This window comes from Ruegeria meonggei, from assembly GCF_042768335.1.
GTDB classification, from domain to species: domain Bacteria; phylum Pseudomonadota; class Alphaproteobacteria; order Rhodobacterales; family Rhodobacteraceae; genus Ruegeria; species Ruegeria meonggei.
In genome coordinates this window covers 1449238-1467611 of sequence record NZ_JAXHBT010000001.1, presented here as the reverse complement: position 1 = coordinate 1467611, position 18374 = coordinate 1449238, and the positions used below count along the sequence as shown (strand labels likewise).

The following is an 18374-nucleotide window of genomic DNA, read 5'->3' as shown; positions in this document are numbered from 1 at the left end:
GGATAATTTATATAAGTTGGAGTAATTTGGCGGTTTTCGGTTTTGTCCTGCCAATACCAACTCAGGAGATTGACATGACCAGCAAACCGAAACTGACCACCGCATTTGGCGCGCCAGTGCCCGACAACCAAAACACTCTGACGGCGGGACCGCGTGGTCCTGCGCTGCTTCAGGATGTCTGGTTTCTCGAGAAGATGGCTCATTTTGATCGCGAAGTGATCCCCGAGCGCCGGATGCATGCCAAAGGGTCCGGCGCTTACGGTACGTTCACAGTGACCCACGACATCACACGCTATACACGCGCCAAATTGTTCTCTGATGTTGGCAAGATGACGGATCTCTTCCTGCGCTTTTCGACCGTTGCAGGAGAACGCGGTGCGGCGGACGCAGAACGGGACATTCGCGGCTTTGCAGTCAAGTTTTACACCGAGGAAGGCAACTGGGATCTGGTGGGCAATAACACTCCAGTGTTTTTCCTTCGCGACCCGTTGAAGTTTCCCGATCTTAACCACGCGGTCAAACGCGATCCGCGGACCAACATGCGCAGTGCGGATAACAATTGGGACTTCTGGACCAGCCTTCCCGAAGCTTTGCTCCAGGTGACGATTGTTATGTCTGATCGCGGCATTCCCGCAACCTACCGGCACATGCACGGCTTTGGCAGCCACACAATCAGCTTTATCAATTCGGACAGCGAACGGTTCTGGGTCAAATTCCATTTCAAAACCCAGCAGGGGATCAAAAACCCCACCGACGAAGAAGCCGCGCAAATCATCTCTGGTGACCGTGAAAGCCATCAGCGTGATCTTTATGATGCTATCGAAGACGGTGATTTTCCCAAATGGACGCTCTACGTCCAAGTCATGCCAGAGAAGGATGCGGGTACATATCATCTCAACCCATTTGATCTGACTAAGGTTTGGCCGCATGGGGACTATCCGCTGATTGAGATTGGCGAGCTGGAATTGAACCGCAACCCCGAGAACTACTTTGCCGAAGTGGAACAGGCCGCCTTTGCGCCTTCTACAATTGTACCTGGTATCAGCTTTTCGCCGGACAAAATGTTGCAGGGACGTCTGTTTTCCTATGGCGACACTCAGCGGTATCGGTTGGGTGTCAACCATTCCCAAATCCCGGTGAATGCACCGCGGTGCCCGTATCATTCCTACCATCGTGATGGAGCGATGAGGGTCGACGGCAATGCCGGATCTCGGATTGGCTATGGGCCCAAAATGCATGGCGAATGGTCCGAGCAACCGGATTTCTCTGAACCACCTTTGTCCATCGAAGGTGCTGCGGATCATTGGAACCACCGCGAGGATGATGACTATTTCTCGCAAACCGGTGATTTGTTCCGCCTGATGACGCCGGAGCAGCAAAAAGTGTTGTTCGAAAACACTGCCCGCGCGATTGGCGCTGCAAGAAAGGAAATTCAGATCCGTCACATATCGAACTGTCTCAAGGCCGATCCCGGTTATGGTGCCGGTGTGGCAAGCGCGCTTGGTTTGAGCATCGAGTGTGTAGACCTAGCATAAAAACAATTGGCAAGTCCCCGATCTTTTGGGACTTGCCTGACGCTGTGGGTTGTTGGGTAGCGAGCACCGTTTGGTGTTTTTGGGCTTTTCGTCGCCGTGAAAGACAAAACTACGGTTTGGCGATGGCGCTTGGAAAAAACGATTTCCATATGTGGGCACCTTGGCCGGATCACACATTGCAGCTACCTGGTTTGCATTCGTTTTGATCAACAGTGACGGTGCCGCCTTTGGTCGACACGACCTCCTGTGTCAGAAGACTGCCAATCTCGGACCCCAATTGAAGTTCCGAAACCTGACCAAGGTGATGCGCAACGATCTGCCCCGCCTGATCTAAAAGGACAAGGCTTGGTGTGCCGCGCATGCCAAAGCGAGTCATCGTGTTTGGCAATGGTCCTGCGCCCTGTTTGCCCACGCCAACAGGGAAGGTAATGCGATATTCATGTAAGAAAGCCTTCAGAGACACCGGTGTCATAGCACGGTGATGCTCGAAAACAGTGTGCAGGCCAATCACGGCTACTTTTTCTTCAGGAAATGTCTTCTGAATCGATTGTGCTAAGGGAATGCCGTGCAGGACACATCCTGGGCATGCCATTTGAAATGCCTCAAGGACGACAACCCGTCCTTCAAAGTCGCCTAAAGTCAGGGGTGTGTCTGTGTTGAACCATTCCGATACGTCTAGTTCTGGTGTTTGCATATTCTCGTCCTCTTTAGCAGGCAGCCGCCTTGGGCTTGGCGGCTGCACGGTCGAATATCAGTGAAGTTTGCCCGGCAGGCTCAGGTCGCCAGATGCGACGTCGAAAACATCTGTGACGCATAGCAAAGGCGCATGGATATTCGCGTTAACCCTCAATGCTGACGTAACGCCGTCATAAGCGACACCATCCAGTTCAACGTCGCTGGCGAAGCCTGCGTTCACCACAATTTCGGGCCCATCAAACAGCGGTGTAAACCCTGGGCTGTCCAGAAAGATCGGGAACCCTGGCCATGTCGCAGGTAGCTTGGGTGAGGATCCTTCGGGGATGTCACGTACGGCAAGCGCGTCGGGTCCGCACGCTTCGGTCGGGGTCAACACAACCCAGTGGCTGTGCCATTCGATGCCGTCATTGGCCGGATCTCCGTCACCGTTCTCGTCAAAAAGCGGTGTGTCATCAAAATCCGGATGACTGGTTGCGGCCATTGCAAGGATGCCTGTGCCGCCTTCGAACCCAACGGCCGAAGGGTCCAAAGAAGTAGGCCAAACATAGGACCAGACGTCTGATCCACCGACCTCTCCGGTTGCCACCGGAACTGAGGCGCCAGCCGCTCCATTCGTTGTCATGTGAAAAGTGACGGTGTTTCCATTGCGGTGCGCGTGCGCGGCCAGAATGTCAAAGTCCGCGACTTTACTGGCGTCTGCCGAAGATATGATGGCGCCATCTTGATGGATGGCATGGTTCCCATCAGCAAGAGCTGTGCTGCCGATGAACAAGACCAGAGTGGAAGTGAGCATTGAGAGTTTCATGGGTGTCTCCTGTTAAAAGATAGCGAGTCGCTACTATAGTGAGAAATACATTGCAACTATAATTTCGAGTCGCTACTAAAAGCATTATGAACACAGATCATCGCATACGCACACTGATCAACCGTCTGGCCCGGATTGATGCTTCCGAAGGATGGGCGGGAGATTTGAACCCGACTCAGAGGATGGCGCTCGAGTACCTCGCTGAGGCGAACATGTTCTCGCGCTCGCCGTCGCATGTTGCAGAATACATCGGAACAACCCGTGGAACGATGTCACAGACGCTCAAAGCTTTGGCGCGCAAAGGCTATGTAGAAGAGCATCGCAAAGAACATGATCAGCGGTCGATTTCCTACGAACTCACAAAGGAAGGGGGCGAGATCGTACGTCAGCCGAACCCTGTTGCTCAGGCAGTAGGAGATATGCCTGCAGAAAACCAAGCCATGCTTGAGCAGGGGCTGATGCAAAGCCTCAGTCTGGCCTTGACCGCAAATGGCGGTCGTTCGTTCGGCCAATGCAAATCCTGCACTCATCATGATGCCACGACTAAAAACGGTTTCTGCAAGTTGTTGGGTATTTCATTGGAGCCCGGAGAGAAAGACAAGATCTGTCTTGAGCACAAGGAAGCCAGATGAACCATCCAGACCTGTCAGCGACTATTGACGACATATTCTTCGGAGAGGTCAAAGATCGCTGGCAAAACAAACCGCCATCAGCCATTCAGAAAGATCGGGTGAGCGGGCGGCAAACTATAACCTCGCTTGGATTTTCCGGGGACGCTCAAGCGGATTTGACCGTGCATGGTGGCGAAGACAAAGCCATCCATCATTATGCTTTTGATCACTATTCGGCTTGGCAAGCAGAGGGCCTAATGGCACCCGGCACGATGCCAGCGGCATTTGGCGAGAACATTTCTACGACGGGACTGACCGAGGAAAACCTCTGCATCGGCGACATCCTGTTACTCGGGACGGCGGTAGTTCAAATTAGCCAGGGACGGCAGCCGTGCTGGAAACTTGGGCTACATACAGGGCGCAAGGAAATGCCCTACCAGTTTCAGAAGACGGGCCGAACCGGATGGTACTATCGTGTGCTCGAACCTGGCGAAGTTGGCGCCGGTGATCGGATCACCTTGGCTGAAAGGCCAAATCCGAATTGGTCTGTATTGGCTGTTACACGCGCACGGCTGACTCGTCGCATATCGCCAGAAGATGCCGAGGTTTTGTCTCAGATGAAAGAACTTGCTGAAGGTTGGCGACAAGCTTTTGGCAGAATGGCTGAGGGCAATGCCAAGGAGGATACATCGGCAAGGCTTGGAGGCTCCGGATAAGACATCCAACGCGCGTTCAGTCGTGACGTAGTTTCCTCGAGCTTAGTAACCTTCTCAACTCCATGATGGTCAAATCCGCGTTTGTCAGTCGCTGGGTGGAGCAGGCAAGAAATGAGACATCAACTTCAGCATCGATGAAATGCCATTAATCACCTTGGGCCAGAAATGCTTGACGTTTGGGTCAAAATTGAATGACGTGATTGACCTGTTTATTGAGGTTTTGGCCGTCAATTGAGTCAAATATCAGTGACGTTCCACATTTCCTGTTGAACGTCACGCGAACCTGACCCAACCGTCATAGTTGGACCAGAAACTAGGTGAACGTTCGACATCAGAAGGCGCCCCCAACGTTGGACATCAGTTGAATTTGACCTTTGCGTCATCAACTAACACACCGCCCCCATTTTTTTGCTCCGGCATGCAGTTTGATTTGTTCTGACTTCCTTTTCGGAAAATCAGAGCTGATTTGTAGGTCAGACAGCGAAGCTACCTGTTCCTGCTAATCTGCCACGTGGCGAACGCGGGAGGGGGCGAGGCAACGTTATTCGACAGGGGTGGTGCGGCCCGCAGGCAAAGCCGAGGACACGGCCCTGTCTAAAAGGGTTGCCCGAAGGGGAGGGCAGCGCCCTCACCCTGACGGCCAGGGGCGTTTGGCTTGTCCAAATGCCGCTGGCCCACGAAGGGAAAGTAAGGGGAAAGAGGGCCCGCCGCCATTTGCGATTGTACCATTCTGTCAAACTGCAAAAAGCAATAGGAGGCCACCAAGCGGCCCTTCGCCGCGCTTGCAACATCGAGCACCACAGATGGCAGCAATGCGCAGAAAGCGGGCTTTGCAAAGTCCTGTTGATCTCCCTGAGTCGCCCTTTGGCACTGCCACTTACCTATTGCATTCACCCCGCATTAGAAAACGATCTGGGTTCTTAGACCGAACAGAGTAATCTGGTCCTGATTGGGATTCAGAAGCGGGTCGGAAATGAATTGTACCGATGGCGTGATCTGCAATCCGGGTGAGATTGAAAAACGGTAGAATGCTTCGAGCGTGAACTGATCACCGTCAATGCCTCTTGCCTCGGCCCAGTTCAGGCCCAGCCCGGCCAGATCGGTATTGCGACCGTAGTACCCAAGACCGGCAGAAACCGACCGGTCATAAAGCGCTGCGGTTCCCTTTGAAGCCCCTGCACGGAAGAACGGCATCCACTTATTGTTAACAAACCATGCGGCAGAAAACGCGGCCCCGTAGTCTTCCGCTCGGCTGCCATCGTCAGCTGCGTCCGCATGCCAGAGGGTCAGATGGATGTTGTCGAAGTAGATGCGATCAAAGCCGGAGGTGTAACCAAATTCGAGTGATTTGAAGAGATTACCGTCGCTAAACACATCAAAGTTTGGATCGGACGGGTCGGCGTTTGCGTCTGAGACGCTTGCAACGGCGTAGAGATTCTCGCTCAGCTTTACCCCACCGGCAATGCCAAGACCTTGGTTGGGCGCGTTAATTGTCGGATTGGTATTGAAAGACAGGTTTTGGAAACCACTGTAGGGGCTTACCAACCCATAGATGTCCACAAAGTCCGTTACATCAATCTGGCCGACTTGCAGCGTCCACGAACCGTTCTCCGCCCTTTGGGTCCAGAACAGATTGGTCAATAGCAACCCATTATCGTTGAAGGCTGTCCCTGTGATTGAAAGCGCTCCACCATCTAACCCAAGGAATTGCGGGGCAACATCGGTATAACTGTGCCGGTCTTCGATCTTGAACGTCAGAGACCCTCGTTCAGTTGCCTGCCAACTGCCGTAGAAACGAGCAATTCCGCTGGCCGCTTCGCCGGTTCCCAGATCAGCATTCGTAGTTTGACCCAATGCCAAGTAATCAATGTTGAACCGAAACCCACTCTCCGCCAGTCGATCTTTCCACTGAAACCAACCCGGTGCGATGTTGCGCGGAAAATCGGAACGATATTGTGGGTCGGTTAGCCCATCTCCGGGCGCAAGATCAGCTTCAACCGAAGAAGGCCCGGACAGGCCTTGAGCCGACGCTGCGCCGGCAAAGGCAATACTCAATGCGGCAACGAGAAGTCTTATCATTCAGACGCCTTTGCCCCGCCGGTCTTGCGATTGCCCGCCGCTCGGATACGATCAGCGGCACGCTGCTTCCATTCCAGCCTGTCTGCCTCGGTTTCCAGAGTTTCGACACGTTCCGTATCTAGCTGGAAAGTCGCATTCATAGGCATAAGGCCGTCCACAACCATCATATCTTGAACAGAAGGATCGATAGTCAGCTTACCGGTCAGCCGAACGGGTTCGTGGAAATAGCTGGGCGCCCAGTCCCCGTTCAACCGCACACGGATCATTTGGTTGGGCGGAGGTGGCGGCATATGACTGCACATCCCTCGTTCTGGCACCAAGTACGCCACAGGTCGACCGTCCGGATCGCTCGGAGCAGGAATGGCAAACCCTGCGAGTGTGATTGTTTGACCATCGAATTGCGGATTTGCGTTCGTCCCAGCCTTTCTTCGACGTTCAGTCACATCCTCGCGCTGATCGAGTAGCCAATCGACGTCAATTCCGTCTGACACCAAGGCGTCTTCGGTCTCTGCTAAAAGCACTTGCCATTTCTGCCGTTCTTCGGCGCTGCCAACCTCTTGCTGCAACCTGCCACGTATACGCACAACGAAAAGAACATCGTCGAACTGTTCGGGGGTGAGATCTCTATAGGGGTCATCAAAGACCTGCGCGGATGGGTCCGGCAGGTCTGCCCAGTCCAACGCGGTTTCAGGCGTCGCCATGGTAGGCTGTCCACACCAAACCAACCCTGCGAATACTACGGAGCGAAACCAATGGTACATAAATACTCTCCGGCTATTTAGACTGGTCAATCCAGCGTGTTTTTGTAGATGACGCCGTCCTTCATGATCAGTCGGATCGTATCTGGGCTTTCAGGCCTCGGGTCGGCACCGAACCACTGATCACCCGTGCCAACAACCGAGAAGTCATCAAGTGGGTTACCGTCGATTAGCAGGATATCCGCATAAGCTCCTTCCTCGATAACGCCCAGTTTTCCTGCGGTATAAGGGTTCATAAAGTCACCTGATAGAGCGACTACCTCGCCACCCGTCGATGTCAACGTGACCATTGACGTGTAGGGGCCGAAAAAATCATTGTTTAAGTGTTTTTCGTAGGCAATCTGGATATTGCACGCCTCTACCGAACCAACACAGTCTGTCTGGAAACCCCGCTTCACCGGGCATTCTTTCATATTGTCGATATAGCCTGCAAATGTGGCCGAGGCAGACTTTGCCTTGGCAAGGCTCGCCGGAACATTCGCCACAGCTGGAATGTCGAGAAGGCCGGGGTCAAATGCCGTTAGGTTTGTTGTAATGTACGCACCCTTCTCGTTCATGACTTCGGCAATTTCGCAGTCAAAAGAAAAACCATGTTCGATTGACATAGCACCTGCGTCGAGCGCACTCAGGATAGCTTCCTTACGATAGGAATGCGCCATGACATAGCTGCCATATTCATTCGCGACCTGCACGGCGGCTCTGATTTCTTCGGGCGACCCGGCCAGCAATTGCCAAGGGTCGAATGCCGACACGACACCACCGGATTGCATGAATTTCAATTGCGTCGCGCCCATACGAAAGTTGTTACGTGCGAATTTATAGACGTCATCAACACCACTGACCTCCTGAGCCATGTTCAGCCGACCCATGTTTGTCTCCGAACCAGGTGGTGCTGTGAAATTCGCGAAGTCAGCGTGACCACCGCGTGTTCCAATAAACGCCCCAGATGGATAGTAACGAGGGCCCTCGATTTGCCCCGAGTTTATCGCCCTACGCAGTCCGCCATTAGCGCCACCAGCATCCCGGACAGTGGTGAAACCCTGCATCAAATACATCTCGGCCATCCGCGCACCGTGTATGGCAAAGTCCTCCCAGGTCGTGTTGGCCTCCATCGCGGGCAAGGTAGGCCCCATCAACATGAGGTGCGCGTGCAGTTCAATAAATCCGGGAGTCAGTGTCCGCCCCGCTCCGTCAATGACTGTAGCATTAGGGGCGTCGATCGCATCGGTTGATACGGACTTAATCAGGTTGCCCTCGACCAATACGCTGGCATTCTCGATGCGCTGTTCATTCACGCCATCAAAGATGTGCACGTTGGTAAACAACGTTTGGGGTTCTTCTTGATCCTGAGCCTGCGCGGACGCTGAAAAAGCAAGACCTGCAGCGACAATTACCGTCGAGCAAAGCGACATTCGTAGACCGGACATAAGTACTCCCTTCATATTCATGTTTTGCCAACTATAGTCCGGAAAAATTTGCCTCGGTTGCCACTTTTGAATTGGCATGTTCGAATGTGATCGTAAAAATGGCCACCAGTCAAAACTACTAATCATCACAAGGGTGACGAGCTTGCCTTTCAACTCCACCTCTCAAGAGCATAGCGAGGGCTTTATTCGCCTCTCCTTAGCAGCTCCGTTTCTGCAATATCTCACCGAACGTAAAATCAATCCGCAACCAGCATTGGATCAGGCCGGCTTGAAAGCTGAACTGTTGTCTGACCCATCTGTGTTCGTTCACTCAGAGCTGGTCTACGGTTTGGTGAATGCCTTCTCAGAAGTATCAGGGGATCGATACCTAGGACTGAATGTAGGGGAAGCGTTTGACCTACAAGGATGGCCGCCTTTCGCTCAAGCCTTGCAATCTACAAAAACGCTATTCGAGTTTTTCACTCGCTTTGTTGAGCTCGTACCGCAGGAGTCCAATTCTGTGCGGCACAGCCTCGTCATTGAAGCAGACAAAGCGACTTATCGTATCGAGAGGCAACAGGAACCTACTGTCCCGCCCATTCAGGTGACCGGTTTTGGTGCCGCAATCTATGTACGCCTATTGCTGACCGTCGTCGGAGATTCTTGGGATTCTTCGCGTGTGCGATGGGAAAGCAGATACATCAATGGTCTGCCTATCGACTACAAAGGTATCGAGGTTGGCCTTGGGGCTGATCCCGGAATGCAAATTAGTTTTCCTGTGGAATGGTTGTTTTTGCACCATATCTCAGAGGTCTCTGCCAAACCCGTAGCCTCACAGCGACAAGATGAAGAAGTAACCGTGGTGGCTGCATTGCGATCTGTCTTGCGCGACAAATTGGACGAATCCGATTTGGGGCCAGAGGTGGTGGCTGGGTTGATGGGAATACAACAGGGACGGTTCCTGAAAGCGCTTCAGAAACAAGGCACGACGCTACCCCGCGAGATCAAACGGCTGCGTGTCGATGTCGCTAAGGAGCACATCAGAGAAGACAAGATGACAATAGCGGAGATCGGCCTAATGCTTGGATTCTCCGACAAGTCTCATTTCACTCGATTTTTTCGAGGCCAAACCAGAATGACACCGACTAAGTTCCGAAGCAAGTAAATGTGGTCGGGCCAAAAGAAAACTTGGTTGAGAACGTACGATTAGGGCTGACTGCGGTCCATTGAAGTAAGAATGCGGATGGGTGCAAAGTCCCGCGAGGCAGCCTTTCGTACTCGTTCCACTGAACGGCCATCATTCACCCAGAGATCGCTTCACATAACACCGCTTCAGCGATGTTCGCGGATTGTTATCGCACCATCAAACATCCAATGGTTGCGAAATCTGCCGCTCGAGACGTCGGTCGCCTACAACCGCAATGCGCACAACGCTGACCTTTTCAGCGCTTACCTTAAGGATATGTTTCGGATACTGATTGCGCAACGCAACAACATTGCCCGGACCTTGTACTCTACCAATCTGGAAAACGTGTCGTGAAATAATTGGGGATAAGGACTGAAAACAGGCGCTTCAGTGCAGACCTGAAGGCAATGATTGCGGTAACTTTTGCTGGGCTCCCATCTTGCGGAGAATAGCCGATCACTTGCTGCGTTTCGGTGATATCCCAACGCATACCCGGGTTATCCGACATTAGGTTCAGTGCTGCAAAGGAAACGTCTTTAACATCAATTGCGGCGCGCATGCCGCATAGAAAGTCCCGATCGCTCAACCACATTTCCTGGCCCCATCGACCCATCGCCATATGCGTGCCGGGTTGGTTGTCGTGGGTCCATTGCGTCCAGCCAATGCGCAGGCAAATGACAGATAGTCCGTGATGCTCGGCGAAATAAGCCCCTGTCCGTTCACAGAACAGTTTTGACATTCCGTAAGCATTTACCGGACCAGGAGACGTCTTGCTATTAAGCGCGTCATGCGTGAATCTCTTGTCGCCGTGAACCCAGTTGGAGCTGGCAAGAACTACTCGGCTGACGCCCATGGCTGCCGCATGGTGATAGAGAGAAAGAGTTGCATCCATATTGTGTTTGATCGCAGAGGCCCAGGTGGCGGCTGGCTCTCTATCACCAGCAAGATGCACGATAACATCCACACCCTTTAGCAAACTGATCCAACCGCTGTTGTCGGAGAGGTCTGCGGTGTGAATGTCGGGATGGTCAACGGGACGGATGTCGATGCCAGAAACGATGTAACCGGGGTCGCCTTCTAGCGTGTCGAAAAGTTTGCGGCCGAGATGCCCACCAGCGCCTGTGATCAGGACATGCATGACATGAATTCCTTGTTGCTTGTGAGACTCGCTGGCATTTTCTGTGTATCGTCTGTCAATAATTGGAACGTCTGCCGAAAACTCATTGTTTCATTTGGTTCGAGGTCGTGCACGGGTGAGTGCCATTCTGCTTCGCAGTAGGCGTAATCTCCCGAATTGAAGATCTCGAACGGACGGTGATGCGCAAATCTGTCACCCTGTTGTGGTTCTGGTACTGAGCACATCAGCAAGGGGCCATCGGTTCCGCACCGTATCAGCGTTCGGTTGTTGGGGTTCTGTAGCCCGATCTTGAATTCCTGCAGTCTTCTACAATCTGCGACCGTGCCGCTGCCGCGCGTTTCAACCATCGCTTCTGAAGAGCCGAAAACAGGGTAAAATGCGGGGTGATCCATTTCGACTCCGATCTTGGCTGGAGTGTTAAGCATCATGACTGACCAAATGCCGGTCAGGCGAGAGGAAGTGCCGCGATTGGCAACGATATGTTCAATGTCCCAGCTGTTTTCAGAAGTCAGTGTGATGCGACGCGAAACAGATAAGTGAGATAAGGGACAGACGGCGCTGGTCAGGTCGATACGAGTGCTGCTTCTCAAAGTGATCTGGTAGGAGCCGCTGTCCAACACGGGAAACGGAGCGCCGTTTTCCCAAGACGCGTCAGGGGCGATCCATGTCTTCTCGCCCCCCCAAAGTGGAAAGCCAAATTGTGGAGAGCGTGTAGGCAAATCGGCGAGCCGGGTGTCATCGACCTCGAATCCGTCAAGATCGGGGTTTTGAAAGAGGAGTGAGAGCCCATGAAAACTCACGTCCCACAGACGGCCTCCGATGCCTGGCAGGAGTGTCAGTCGCAGATCGCCCTGATGTAGCTGAAGAACACTCCATCTGTCCGGCATGTTGGCTCCCTGACTATGTCCCAGCGCGACAAGCCGCGCCGGGATGACAATTTAGACGTGCTTAAACTGTGCAACATTCTCGGATGTGATCGGCATCACCCCGGTTTCGACGCGCTCAGGCAGCGGGTTGATCCCGGCAGCCTTCCAATCCGGCAAAACCTTCAACGCATCGGTATTTTGCCAATGCATCATGTGGAATGCGAGAAAGATCTCCAGATAGGATTTCTGAGCCACTGCGCCGTGAATTGTGCCGTCTTCGATATAGGGAAGCATATCATCATTTCGGTCCATCGCGACGATCTTGATGTCCTTGCGACCCGCCTCGTTGACCGCTATCGCAGCGCCTTTGCCACTGTCACCGTCTGTACCGCCGATGCCAACAATATCGGGATTTGCCTGAATGGCCTGAAGATAGGCTGTCGGAGCATAGGACGGGTCGGCTTTGTCGTTCACAACATCGACGACTTCGATATCCGGGTATTTCTCAGCGAAGACTTGTTTGTAACCCTCGACCCGTTCCAGCGTGGAAGGAGCAGGGAACGTGCCGAGAATGACCTTCCCCTTGCCGCCAATCGCTTGTGCCAGCATCTCGCCGCCGACACGTCCTGCCTGAACGCCGTTGATCCCAAGGAAAGTGGACCGGGGGCTGTCAGGAATGTCACCGATACAGCACGTGACTGGAATCCCGGCCTCGACCGCGCGTTCTACGCCTGGGGCCAAAGTAGCCGGATCACCGGGGAAGATGAGGATACCTGCGGGGCGTCTGGCGATCAGTTCGTCCAATTGGCGCGCCTGTGCTGCAGTGTCGAAATCCAGAGGGCCAGTGAACGTGGCTTTGATGCCCATCAACTCCTCAAGATCTTCCATCGCGTTGCGATAATCTACCCAGAACGGCACTTGCGTGACGATGGACAGGAAAACGTATTCCTTACCAGCGGCCTGCGCCATGGCTTCTTTGGACAGCATGGGCAGTCCTAACGCTGCAGCCAATCCAGCAGTGGTGCCCGCTGTCAGCAACCTGCGTCGATTTACATTCAATTCAGTCATCGTAGTCTCCCTGTTTTGGATCTTTGGTTGTTGTTGAGTTTTGGAGAGCTTCGGGCCTAGCCCCGTTTGCTTCGGATCAGCATGTCCAAGGCGACTGCTGTAACGAGCACACCGCCGATGACGATCATCTGCCAGTAGATCGATACGGCCAGCATCGTCATGGTATTGTTGATTAACGCCACGAAAACGACGCCAAGGAAAGCTCCAAGGATAGTGCCTTCTCCTCCTCGTAAAGATGCGCCGCCGATGACGGCCGCCGCCAGAACTTGCAGTTCGATGCCATTGCCTGCCGTGGGCGTACCGCTCATCAGGCGGGAGGCCAGCAAGACACCCGCCAGAGCAGCCAGAACACCGGTCAGCGCGTACAGAATGATGCGCACGCGTGTGACATGGATGCCCGAGAGCATCGCGGCTTTTTCATTGGCGCCAATGAAATAGACCTGACGAAAGAAACGCGTATGGCGGACGGCCAGATCAAACAGGATCACCAGTAGAATGGTGAACAAAACAATCACCGGAAAGCCGCCGATGTCAGCCTTACCGATCCAGGCGAAAGACGCCGGCAGGCTGGATACTGAAAACCCCTCGGTTAATACGAGGGCAATACCGCGTGCGATCGACATCGTTCCGAGCGTTGCGATCAACGGATTGATCCCGAGGCCGGTCACCAGCACTCCGTTCACCACGCCCACCGTGCCACCTAGAATGAGCCCGCAGGCTACGGCCAACGGGATTGCCATACCGGTCAAAAGCAGCATGGCGACGACGGTGGAAGACAAGGCCATCACCGAACCAACCGACAGATCGAAACCACCGGATGCAAGCAGGATCGCCATGCCGATCACGATGATTGCGGTCGGTGCCATGCCCACAGCTACGGCTCGAAAGTTCGAGAAGCTCAGGAAGTAGGGGTTGATGTTGGACATCACGATGATGATGGCGGCGATCAGGACGATCAGCGTCAGCTCACGAATATCAACAAAGGCTTGCAGGACACGGCGCAACAGAGGTGGTTTCATGGGCAAATTGTCTTGAGCTGTCATGGTCACGTCGCAACTCCTGATTGATCGGGTTGAGTTGCATCCACCGATGGAACAGAGTTTCCGGCGGCCAATTGAAGGAGCGTGGTCTCGGTTGCCTCAACCGCCGCAACATCGCCCATGAGGCGACCGTCGTGGACCACAAGGATGCGCGTAGAGAGAGAGACAAGTTCAGGGAAATCGGATGACACCACGAGGATGGCCATCCCTTCGGCGGCTCGACGTAAAAGCTCTGTGTGAATCTGAAATTTGGCCCCGACATCGACACCTTTTGTGGGCTCCTCAATGATCAGAAGAGCTGGAGCACGTTTGAGCCATTTTGCCAGCATGATCTTTTGCTGGTTGCCCCCTGACAGATCGCCAACAAGTTCGGTAATCCCGCTGGTTTTGACACTGAAGGCGTCAATGGCGGCTTGGCTCGCAGCTTTGATTGTGCTGGCACGCATGAAACCGACAGACGTGTGTTCGGAAAGACTGGCTGCAATCAGGTTGTCGCTGAGCGATTGTTCCAGAAAGAGACCTTCGGTCTTGCGTTCCTCGGGGACAAACCCGACACCAGCGCGCATCGCTTGCCGCAAGGACGCAAAGCTGACTGGCTTGCCATGCAATCTGATTTCGCCTGTCGCGCCATGCATCAATCCGGCGATGGATCGGACAATCTCGCTGCGGCGGGCGCCCATCAGACCGGCCATACCAACGATCTCTCCGGCTTTTATGGAAAACGAAATGTCTTCAAACTCGCCGGGACGCGTCAGGTTCTTTACATTCAAAACCTCGTTGCCGCCGCCATGATCCGAACGGGTGACATCACCGGGATGCGCGCCGCCGATCATCTCGGCAACGACCTTTTCCTGTGAGGTTTCTGACACGGGCAATGTGCTGATGCGGCGCCCGTCGCGCAGAACAGTGATGCGGTCTGAAATCTGGAAGATCTCGGCCATGTGGTGGCTGACGTATACTATGCCAATCCCCTTCTTTGTAAGGGACTTCAAAACGTCGAATAGTGCGCCCACTTCATCGGGTGCCAATGCCGAAGTCGGCTCATCCAAAAGCAGGACACGGGAGTTCAGTGACAACGCCTTAGCAATTTCTACGATTTGGCGGGAACTAATCGGCAGGCTGTCAACTGGTAATGAAACATCAATTTCCAGACCGAACTCTGCCAGCAGCGCTTCCGCCCGACGACGCAATTCTGGCCAATCGACGACACCCAACCGGGTGGGCACGCGGCCGGCGTAGATGTTTTCCGCTACGGAGAGGGCGCCGGCGAGGCTGAGTTCCTGAAAGACACAGCCAATACCGAGTGATTGCGCATGTGGCGGGCTTTCAACCCGCTGCTCGTTGCCATCGCACAGGATTTGCCCGGCTGTAGGCTGGTGAAGTCCATAAAGAAGACCGAGGCAAGTGGATTTTCCAGCACCGTTTTCACCACAAAGCGCGTGAACTTCACCGGGTCTCAACTCGAAGTCGACACCGTCCAAAACAATGTTCGTCCCGAAGCTTTTGCCAACCGCTTCCAGTTGAATCAGTGGCTGTGACCTCAGTGCGCCATGTTCCATTGCAGGTGTCATACAAAGCTCCTCCCGCTTTTTGATTGGCATCTGATATCTCAGATGTCAATGAAAAAGAGATAGCGGTGAAGCGAACAAGAAAGGGGCGGTGCCGATATGGCCCGCCCCCTTCAAAAAAACTCAGCTTTTCTATCCGTCAGGGCGCAGCGGCACCTTCGAGAACAATTGCAGCGCTCTTATATGCCTGCCGCGTGCGATCAATATGTGCCGTTAGAAGAGACTTGATTTTGACCATGTCCCCTTCACGCACTGCAATCGCAATCTTCGCATGTTCATCAAAAGAGAGTTCGGTGTGCTGCGGTAGCTTCGCCAGGTGGGTTCGCAATGCTGCAATCTTACCGATGTATCGGGTATAGCTAGCCGTCAAATAATCGTTCCCGGCATGTTCGAAGATCAACTGATGAAACGTGGTATCTAGTGAAAGGTAGCCCTTTTCGTTGCCTCGTCGGCGTTCTCGTTCCATTTCCGTCACGACGCGTTGCATTTCACTGGCCAGCCCTTCCGGGTCACGCGACAATGCCAGTTCGAAGGCGGCTGTTTCGATCGCTTGTCTAAAGTCGCAGATTTGGGTGACTTCCGGTTCGGACAAGGAAAACACGCGTGCGCCTTTTTGCGGTTCGATACTGACCAACCCTTCGTCACGCAGTTGAGCGAGCGCCTCGCGGACCGGTGACTTAGACACGCCCAGTTCTTCGGAGATTTTTCGCTCCGACAAAACCTGACCCATCTTCAGGGAGCCATCGATAATGCTGTTCCGCAAATGCTCCAGTGCGAGTTCACGCAATGATTTGGGTCTCTCAAGGGCCATCTGGGGATATCTCCAAAAAAGGTGTTGCCAGATGCAAGATATCTGATACACCAGATTAGGCAAGCTGGTATATCAGATATCAGAAAGCGATGATGGAGGTCAAAAAATTGCGCGCAGAGTTGGTGGTCGACTGCAAGAACCAGCACGGGGAAGGGATTTTCTGGAATCCCGCCGATGGGCTTGTCTGGTGGACCGACATCGAAGGCAGCGCGCTTTTCTTATTTGATCCGGTAACTTCGAAAAGCACGTCTCATAAGATGCCAGAGCGCGTATGTTGCTTTGCTCCGCGGATCTCTGGAGGGCTGATCGTTGCTTATGCAGATCGTGTCGTTTTGCTTGATCAGGCCATGAAAGAAGAATCCCTCGTCACCCGATTCGAGTCGAATAACCCGGAGACGCGGTTGAATGACGGGCGGACTGATCGTCAGGGGCGGTTGATTGTTGGGGGAATGAACGAAGTCTCGGGTAATGCCGATTCGTCGGTTATTTGCGTCGACACGGACCTGAACGTGCGCACAATCATCGAAGGGGTGTCTTGCGCCAATTCGACCTGCTTCACGGCGGATGGAACTACAATGTTCTTTGCCGATACCCCGGATCGGGAAATCGTGGCGTTCGACTACGACACTGATAGTGGATCTGTTTCGAACCGTCGGATGCATGTTTCTTTCGAGGATGAACCCGGCCTGCCCGATGGGTCCTGCGTGGATGCAGAAGGCGGCGTCTGGAATGCCGAATGGGAAGGCCATCGCGTTGTGCGCGTTGCACCCGACGGCACGATCAATCGCGTGATTGAGGTGCCGGTCTGGAAGCCCACCTGTTGCGCATTCGGCGGTCCAGACCTGGACACGCTTTTCATCACGACATCGCGGTTAATGAGTGACGATGCCGCTTTAACAAAAGAACCGGAATCCGGCGGCCTCTTTGCCGTGAAGCCCGGCATTCGCGGCGTGATCGACACGCCGTTCAACGGATAACCAACGAATTTCTGGAGGAGAAAACAATGTTGAAAACGCTTATGAGCACTACGCTTGCCGCGGGGTTCGTCACGCTGGCAACGGTCGCAATGGCCGAAAACTATCCGACACCGGTGCCGCTGCAGGGCGGGGCACAGGCTGCGATTGATGCGATTGAACCCAAGAATGACACGTTCCGGATCGCGTATATGCCACCGGCTACCGAGTTCAACTACTACATCGCCATTGGTGAGGGCATCAAAGCGGTCGCTGCGGAGGCCGGGGTCGAAGTCTTCATGCTCGCGCCTCAGTCTGGCGCGGATATCAACGGTCAGATGGGTATGATCCAGGATGTACTGACGCAGGATGTGGATGCGATCATCTTTGGAACGCATGATGAATTTGCTGCGGCGCCGCTACTTAAGCAGGCCGTTGACAAGGGCATGGCTGTTTTGATGATCAACTCGGACATCCCGAACTTTCCGACTCCGATCCACGGTGTGGTCGGGTATTCTCAGCGCAATGGTACTCAGGCCATCGCTGATTGGGCCATCGAGACCTATGGCGGTCAACCATTGAAGGTCGGCATCATCGAAGGGCAGCCAGGGTATCACTCAACCGAGCGGGTCGGTGGCTTTCTTGACGGCATTGAGGGCAACGACAACTTTGAAGTCGTTGTATCCATCGATGGCAAATGGAACGTCGAAGGCGGCAACACAGCTGGCATGGATATCCTGCAGTCGAACCCCGATCTCGACATGATCTTTGCTGCGAATGACTACATGATCATTGGAGCATCCTTTGCTGCGAAAGCACTCGGCCGAAATGACATCGTTCTATTGGGCAATGATGGCGACACGTCCGGCCTTGAAGAGATCGCGGCGGGCAACATCACGGCAACCGTCAACACTTCACCATTCCTGATGGGTAAAGCAGCAATGCACGCCACTATTGATGCGCTTAACGGGTCTTATCCCGGTGGCTGGATCGAAACGCCCACATCGATTGAGGACAAGGATGGCGCGATCAGTGTGCTGCAAGAGCCTGAAAAGCTCTTCCCACAACCGTCCAAAGAATACTGAGCCATCTCCCCGCATCCCGGTGGCGCGCGTGCGTGCTGCCGGGTTGCAAACCA

The 18374-nt window shown here is 53.8% G+C and carries 17 protein-coding genes; 6 read left to right on the top strand and 11 right to left on the bottom strand.

What is annotated here, in order from left to right:
* The first annotated feature begins 74 nt into the window (after positions 1 to 74).
* A complete protein-coding gene (locus SJY13_RS07270; RefSeq protein WP_377189560.1) occupies positions 75 to 1535 on the top strand; it encodes a catalase in 1461 nt (486 codons plus the stop codon).
* Between the two features lie 169 nt (positions 1536 to 1704).
* Here the strand turns inward: SJY13_RS07270 and SJY13_RS07265 are convergent, their stop codons facing one another.
* Both SJY13_RS07265 and SJY13_RS07260 read right to left on the bottom strand, forming a co-directional pair.
* Positions 1705 to 2229 (bottom strand): redoxin domain-containing protein, encoded by a 525-nt coding sequence (locus SJY13_RS07265; protein WP_377189557.1) that lies wholly within the window; start codon positions 2227 to 2229, stop codon positions 1705 to 1707.
* Positions 2230 to 2286: 57 nt separating this feature from the next.
* Positions 2287 to 3036, bottom strand: a complete 750-nt coding sequence (locus tag SJY13_RS07260; RefSeq protein WP_377189554.1) for a hypothetical protein — start codon at positions 3034 to 3036, stop codon at positions 2287 to 2289.
* Between the two features lie 86 nt (positions 3037 to 3122).
* Between SJY13_RS07260 and SJY13_RS07255 the strand changes: the two genes are divergently transcribed.
* Both SJY13_RS07255 and SJY13_RS07250 read left to right on the top strand, forming a co-directional pair.
* Positions 3123 to 3668, top strand: a complete 546-nt coding sequence (locus SJY13_RS07255) for a MarR family winged helix-turn-helix transcriptional regulator (protein WP_377189551.1) — start codon at positions 3123 to 3125, stop codon at positions 3666 to 3668.
* Positions 3665 to 4363, top strand: coding sequence for an MOSC domain-containing protein (locus SJY13_RS07250; protein ID WP_377189548.1), 699 nt, complete (start codon positions 3665 to 3667; stop codon positions 4361 to 4363). The genes SJY13_RS07255 and SJY13_RS07250 overlap by 4 nt, the downstream gene beginning before the upstream one ends.
* A 900-nt stretch (positions 4364 to 5263) precedes the next feature.
* Here the strand turns inward: SJY13_RS07250 and SJY13_RS07245 are convergent.
* From SJY13_RS07245 to SJY13_RS07235, 3 genes are all read right to left on the bottom strand, one after another.
* Positions 5264 to 6442: a carbohydrate porin gene (locus tag SJY13_RS07245; protein ID WP_377189545.1), complete on the bottom strand. Its 1179-nt coding sequence runs from the start codon at positions 6440 to 6442 to the stop codon at positions 5264 to 5266.
* On the bottom strand, positions 6439 to 7143 hold the full coding sequence (locus tag SJY13_RS07240) for a DUF3299 domain-containing protein (RefSeq protein ID WP_377189542.1): 705 nt from the start codon (positions 7141 to 7143) through the stop codon (positions 6439 to 6441). The genes SJY13_RS07245 and SJY13_RS07240 overlap by 4 nt, the downstream gene beginning before the upstream one ends.
* A gap of 86 nt (positions 7144 to 7229) precedes the next feature.
* Positions 7230 to 8705: an amidohydrolase family protein gene (locus SJY13_RS07235; RefSeq protein ID WP_377189539.1), complete on the bottom strand. Its 1476-nt coding sequence runs from the start codon at positions 8703 to 8705 to the stop codon at positions 7230 to 7232.
* On the opposite strand from SJY13_RS07235, the gene SJY13_RS07230 reads away from it, so the two are divergent.
* Entirely contained in the window at positions 8704 to 9771 is a 1068-nt protein-coding gene (locus tag SJY13_RS07230) for a helix-turn-helix domain-containing protein (protein WP_377189536.1), read from the top strand. The genes SJY13_RS07235 and SJY13_RS07230 overlap by 2 nt on opposite strands.
* Before the next feature lie 349 nt (positions 9772 to 10120).
* Here SJY13_RS07230 and SJY13_RS07225 read toward each other — a convergent pair whose 3' ends face one another.
* The 6 genes from SJY13_RS07225 to SJY13_RS07200 all read right to left on the bottom strand — a co-directional run bounded on the left by SJY13_RS07225 (position 10121) and on the right by SJY13_RS07200 (position 16283).
* Positions 10121 to 10930, bottom strand: a complete 810-nt coding sequence (locus tag SJY13_RS07225) for an NAD-dependent epimerase/dehydratase family protein (protein ID WP_377189533.1) — start codon at positions 10928 to 10930, stop codon at positions 10121 to 10123.
* Positions 10918 to 11817: a hypothetical protein gene (locus SJY13_RS07220; protein WP_377189530.1), complete on the bottom strand. Its 900-nt coding sequence runs from the start codon at positions 11815 to 11817 to the stop codon at positions 10918 to 10920. Before SJY13_RS07220 ends, SJY13_RS07225 begins: the two co-directional genes overlap by 13 nt.
* Before the next feature lie 51 nt (positions 11818 to 11868).
* The gene (locus tag SJY13_RS07215; RefSeq protein ID WP_377189527.1) at positions 11869 to 12864 is read right to left on the bottom strand and encodes a substrate-binding domain-containing protein; all 996 of its coding nucleotides are present in this window, start codon (positions 12862 to 12864) and stop codon (positions 11869 to 11871) included.
* Between the two features lie 56 nt (positions 12865 to 12920).
* Entirely contained in the window at positions 12921 to 13883 is a 963-nt protein-coding gene (locus tag SJY13_RS07210) for an ABC transporter permease (protein WP_377189524.1), read from the bottom strand.
* A gap of 26 nt (positions 13884 to 13909) precedes the next feature.
* Positions 13910 to 15475, bottom strand: coding sequence for a sugar ABC transporter ATP-binding protein (locus SJY13_RS07205; RefSeq protein ID WP_377189521.1), 1566 nt, complete (start codon positions 15473 to 15475; stop codon positions 13910 to 13912).
* Positions 15476 to 15611: 136 nt separating this feature from the next.
* Positions 15612 to 16283 (bottom strand): GntR family transcriptional regulator, encoded by a 672-nt coding sequence (locus tag SJY13_RS07200; RefSeq protein ID WP_377189518.1) that lies wholly within the window; start codon positions 16281 to 16283, stop codon positions 15612 to 15614.
* An 89-nt stretch (positions 16284 to 16372) separates the two neighbouring features.
* Between SJY13_RS07200 and SJY13_RS07195 the strand changes: the two genes are divergently transcribed.
* Together SJY13_RS07195 and SJY13_RS07190 are read left to right on the top strand one after the other, a co-directional pair.
* Complete coding sequence (locus SJY13_RS07195; RefSeq protein WP_377189515.1) at positions 16373 to 17260, top strand: SMP-30/gluconolactonase/LRE family protein; 888 nt, start codon at positions 16373 to 16375, stop codon at positions 17258 to 17260.
* Positions 17261 to 17286: 26 nt separating this feature from the next.
* The gene (locus SJY13_RS07190) at positions 17287 to 18321 is read left to right on the top strand and encodes a sugar ABC transporter substrate-binding protein (protein WP_377189512.1); all 1035 of its coding nucleotides are present in this window, start codon (positions 17287 to 17289) and stop codon (positions 18319 to 18321) included.
* The last annotated feature ends 53 nt before the right edge of the window (positions 18322 to 18374 follow it).

What these genes read in the sequence shown, in the direction of transcription:
- SJY13_RS07270 (WP_377189560.1), top strand. Translation starts at nt 75, where the DNA reads ATGACCAGCAAACCGAAACTGACCACCGCATTTGGCGCGCCAGTGCCC.
- SJY13_RS07265 (WP_377189557.1), bottom strand. Translation starts at nt 2,229, where the DNA reads ATGCAAACACCAGAACTAGACGTATCGGAATGGTTCAACACAGACACA.
- SJY13_RS07260 (WP_377189554.1), bottom strand. Translation starts at nt 3,036, where the DNA reads ATGAAACTCTCAATGCTCACTTCCACTCTGGTCTTGTTCATCGGCAGC.
- SJY13_RS07255 (WP_377189551.1), top strand. Translation starts at nt 3,123, where the DNA reads ATGAACACAGATCATCGCATACGCACACTGATCAACCGTCTGGCCCGG.
- SJY13_RS07250 (WP_377189548.1), top strand. Translation starts at nt 3,665, where the DNA reads ATGAACCATCCAGACCTGTCAGCGACTATTGACGACATATTCTTCGGA.
- SJY13_RS07245 (WP_377189545.1), bottom strand. Translation starts at nt 6,442, where the DNA reads ATGATAAGACTTCTCGTTGCCGCATTGAGTATTGCCTTTGCCGGCGCA.
- SJY13_RS07240 (WP_377189542.1), bottom strand. Translation starts at nt 7,143, where the DNA reads ATGGCGACGCCTGAAACCGCGTTGGACTGGGCAGACCTGCCGGACCCA.
- SJY13_RS07230 (WP_377189536.1), top strand. Translation starts at nt 8,704, where the DNA reads ATGTTCGAATGTGATCGTAAAAATGGCCACCAGTCAAAACTACTAATC.
- SJY13_RS07235 (WP_377189539.1), bottom strand. Translation starts at nt 8,705, where the DNA reads ATGCCAATTCAAAAGTGGCAACCGAGGCAAATTTTTCCGGACTATAGT.
- SJY13_RS07225 (WP_377189533.1), bottom strand. Translation starts at nt 10,930, where the DNA reads ATGCATGTCCTGATCACAGGCGCTGGTGGGCATCTCGGCCGCAAACTT.
- SJY13_RS07220 (WP_377189530.1), bottom strand. Translation starts at nt 11,817, where the DNA reads ATGCCGGACAGATGGAGTGTTCTTCAGCTACATCAGGGCGATCTGCGA.
- SJY13_RS07215 (WP_377189527.1), bottom strand. Translation starts at nt 12,864, where the DNA reads ATGACTGAATTGAATGTAAATCGACGCAGGTTGCTGACAGCGGGCACC.
- SJY13_RS07210 (WP_377189524.1), bottom strand. Translation starts at nt 13,883, where the DNA reads ATGAAACCACCTCTGTTGCGCCGTGTCCTGCAAGCCTTTGTTGATATT.
- SJY13_RS07205 (WP_377189521.1), bottom strand. Translation starts at nt 15,475, where the DNA reads ATGACACCTGCAATGGAACATGGCGCACTGAGGTCACAGCCACTGATT.
- SJY13_RS07200 (WP_377189518.1), bottom strand. Translation starts at nt 16,283, where the DNA reads ATGGCCCTTGAGAGACCCAAATCATTGCGTGAACTCGCACTGGAGCAT.
- SJY13_RS07195 (WP_377189515.1), top strand. Translation starts at nt 16,373, where the DNA reads ATGATGGAGGTCAAAAAATTGCGCGCAGAGTTGGTGGTCGACTGCAAG.
- SJY13_RS07190 (WP_377189512.1), top strand. Translation starts at nt 17,287, where the DNA reads ATGTTGAAAACGCTTATGAGCACTACGCTTGCCGCGGGGTTCGTCACG.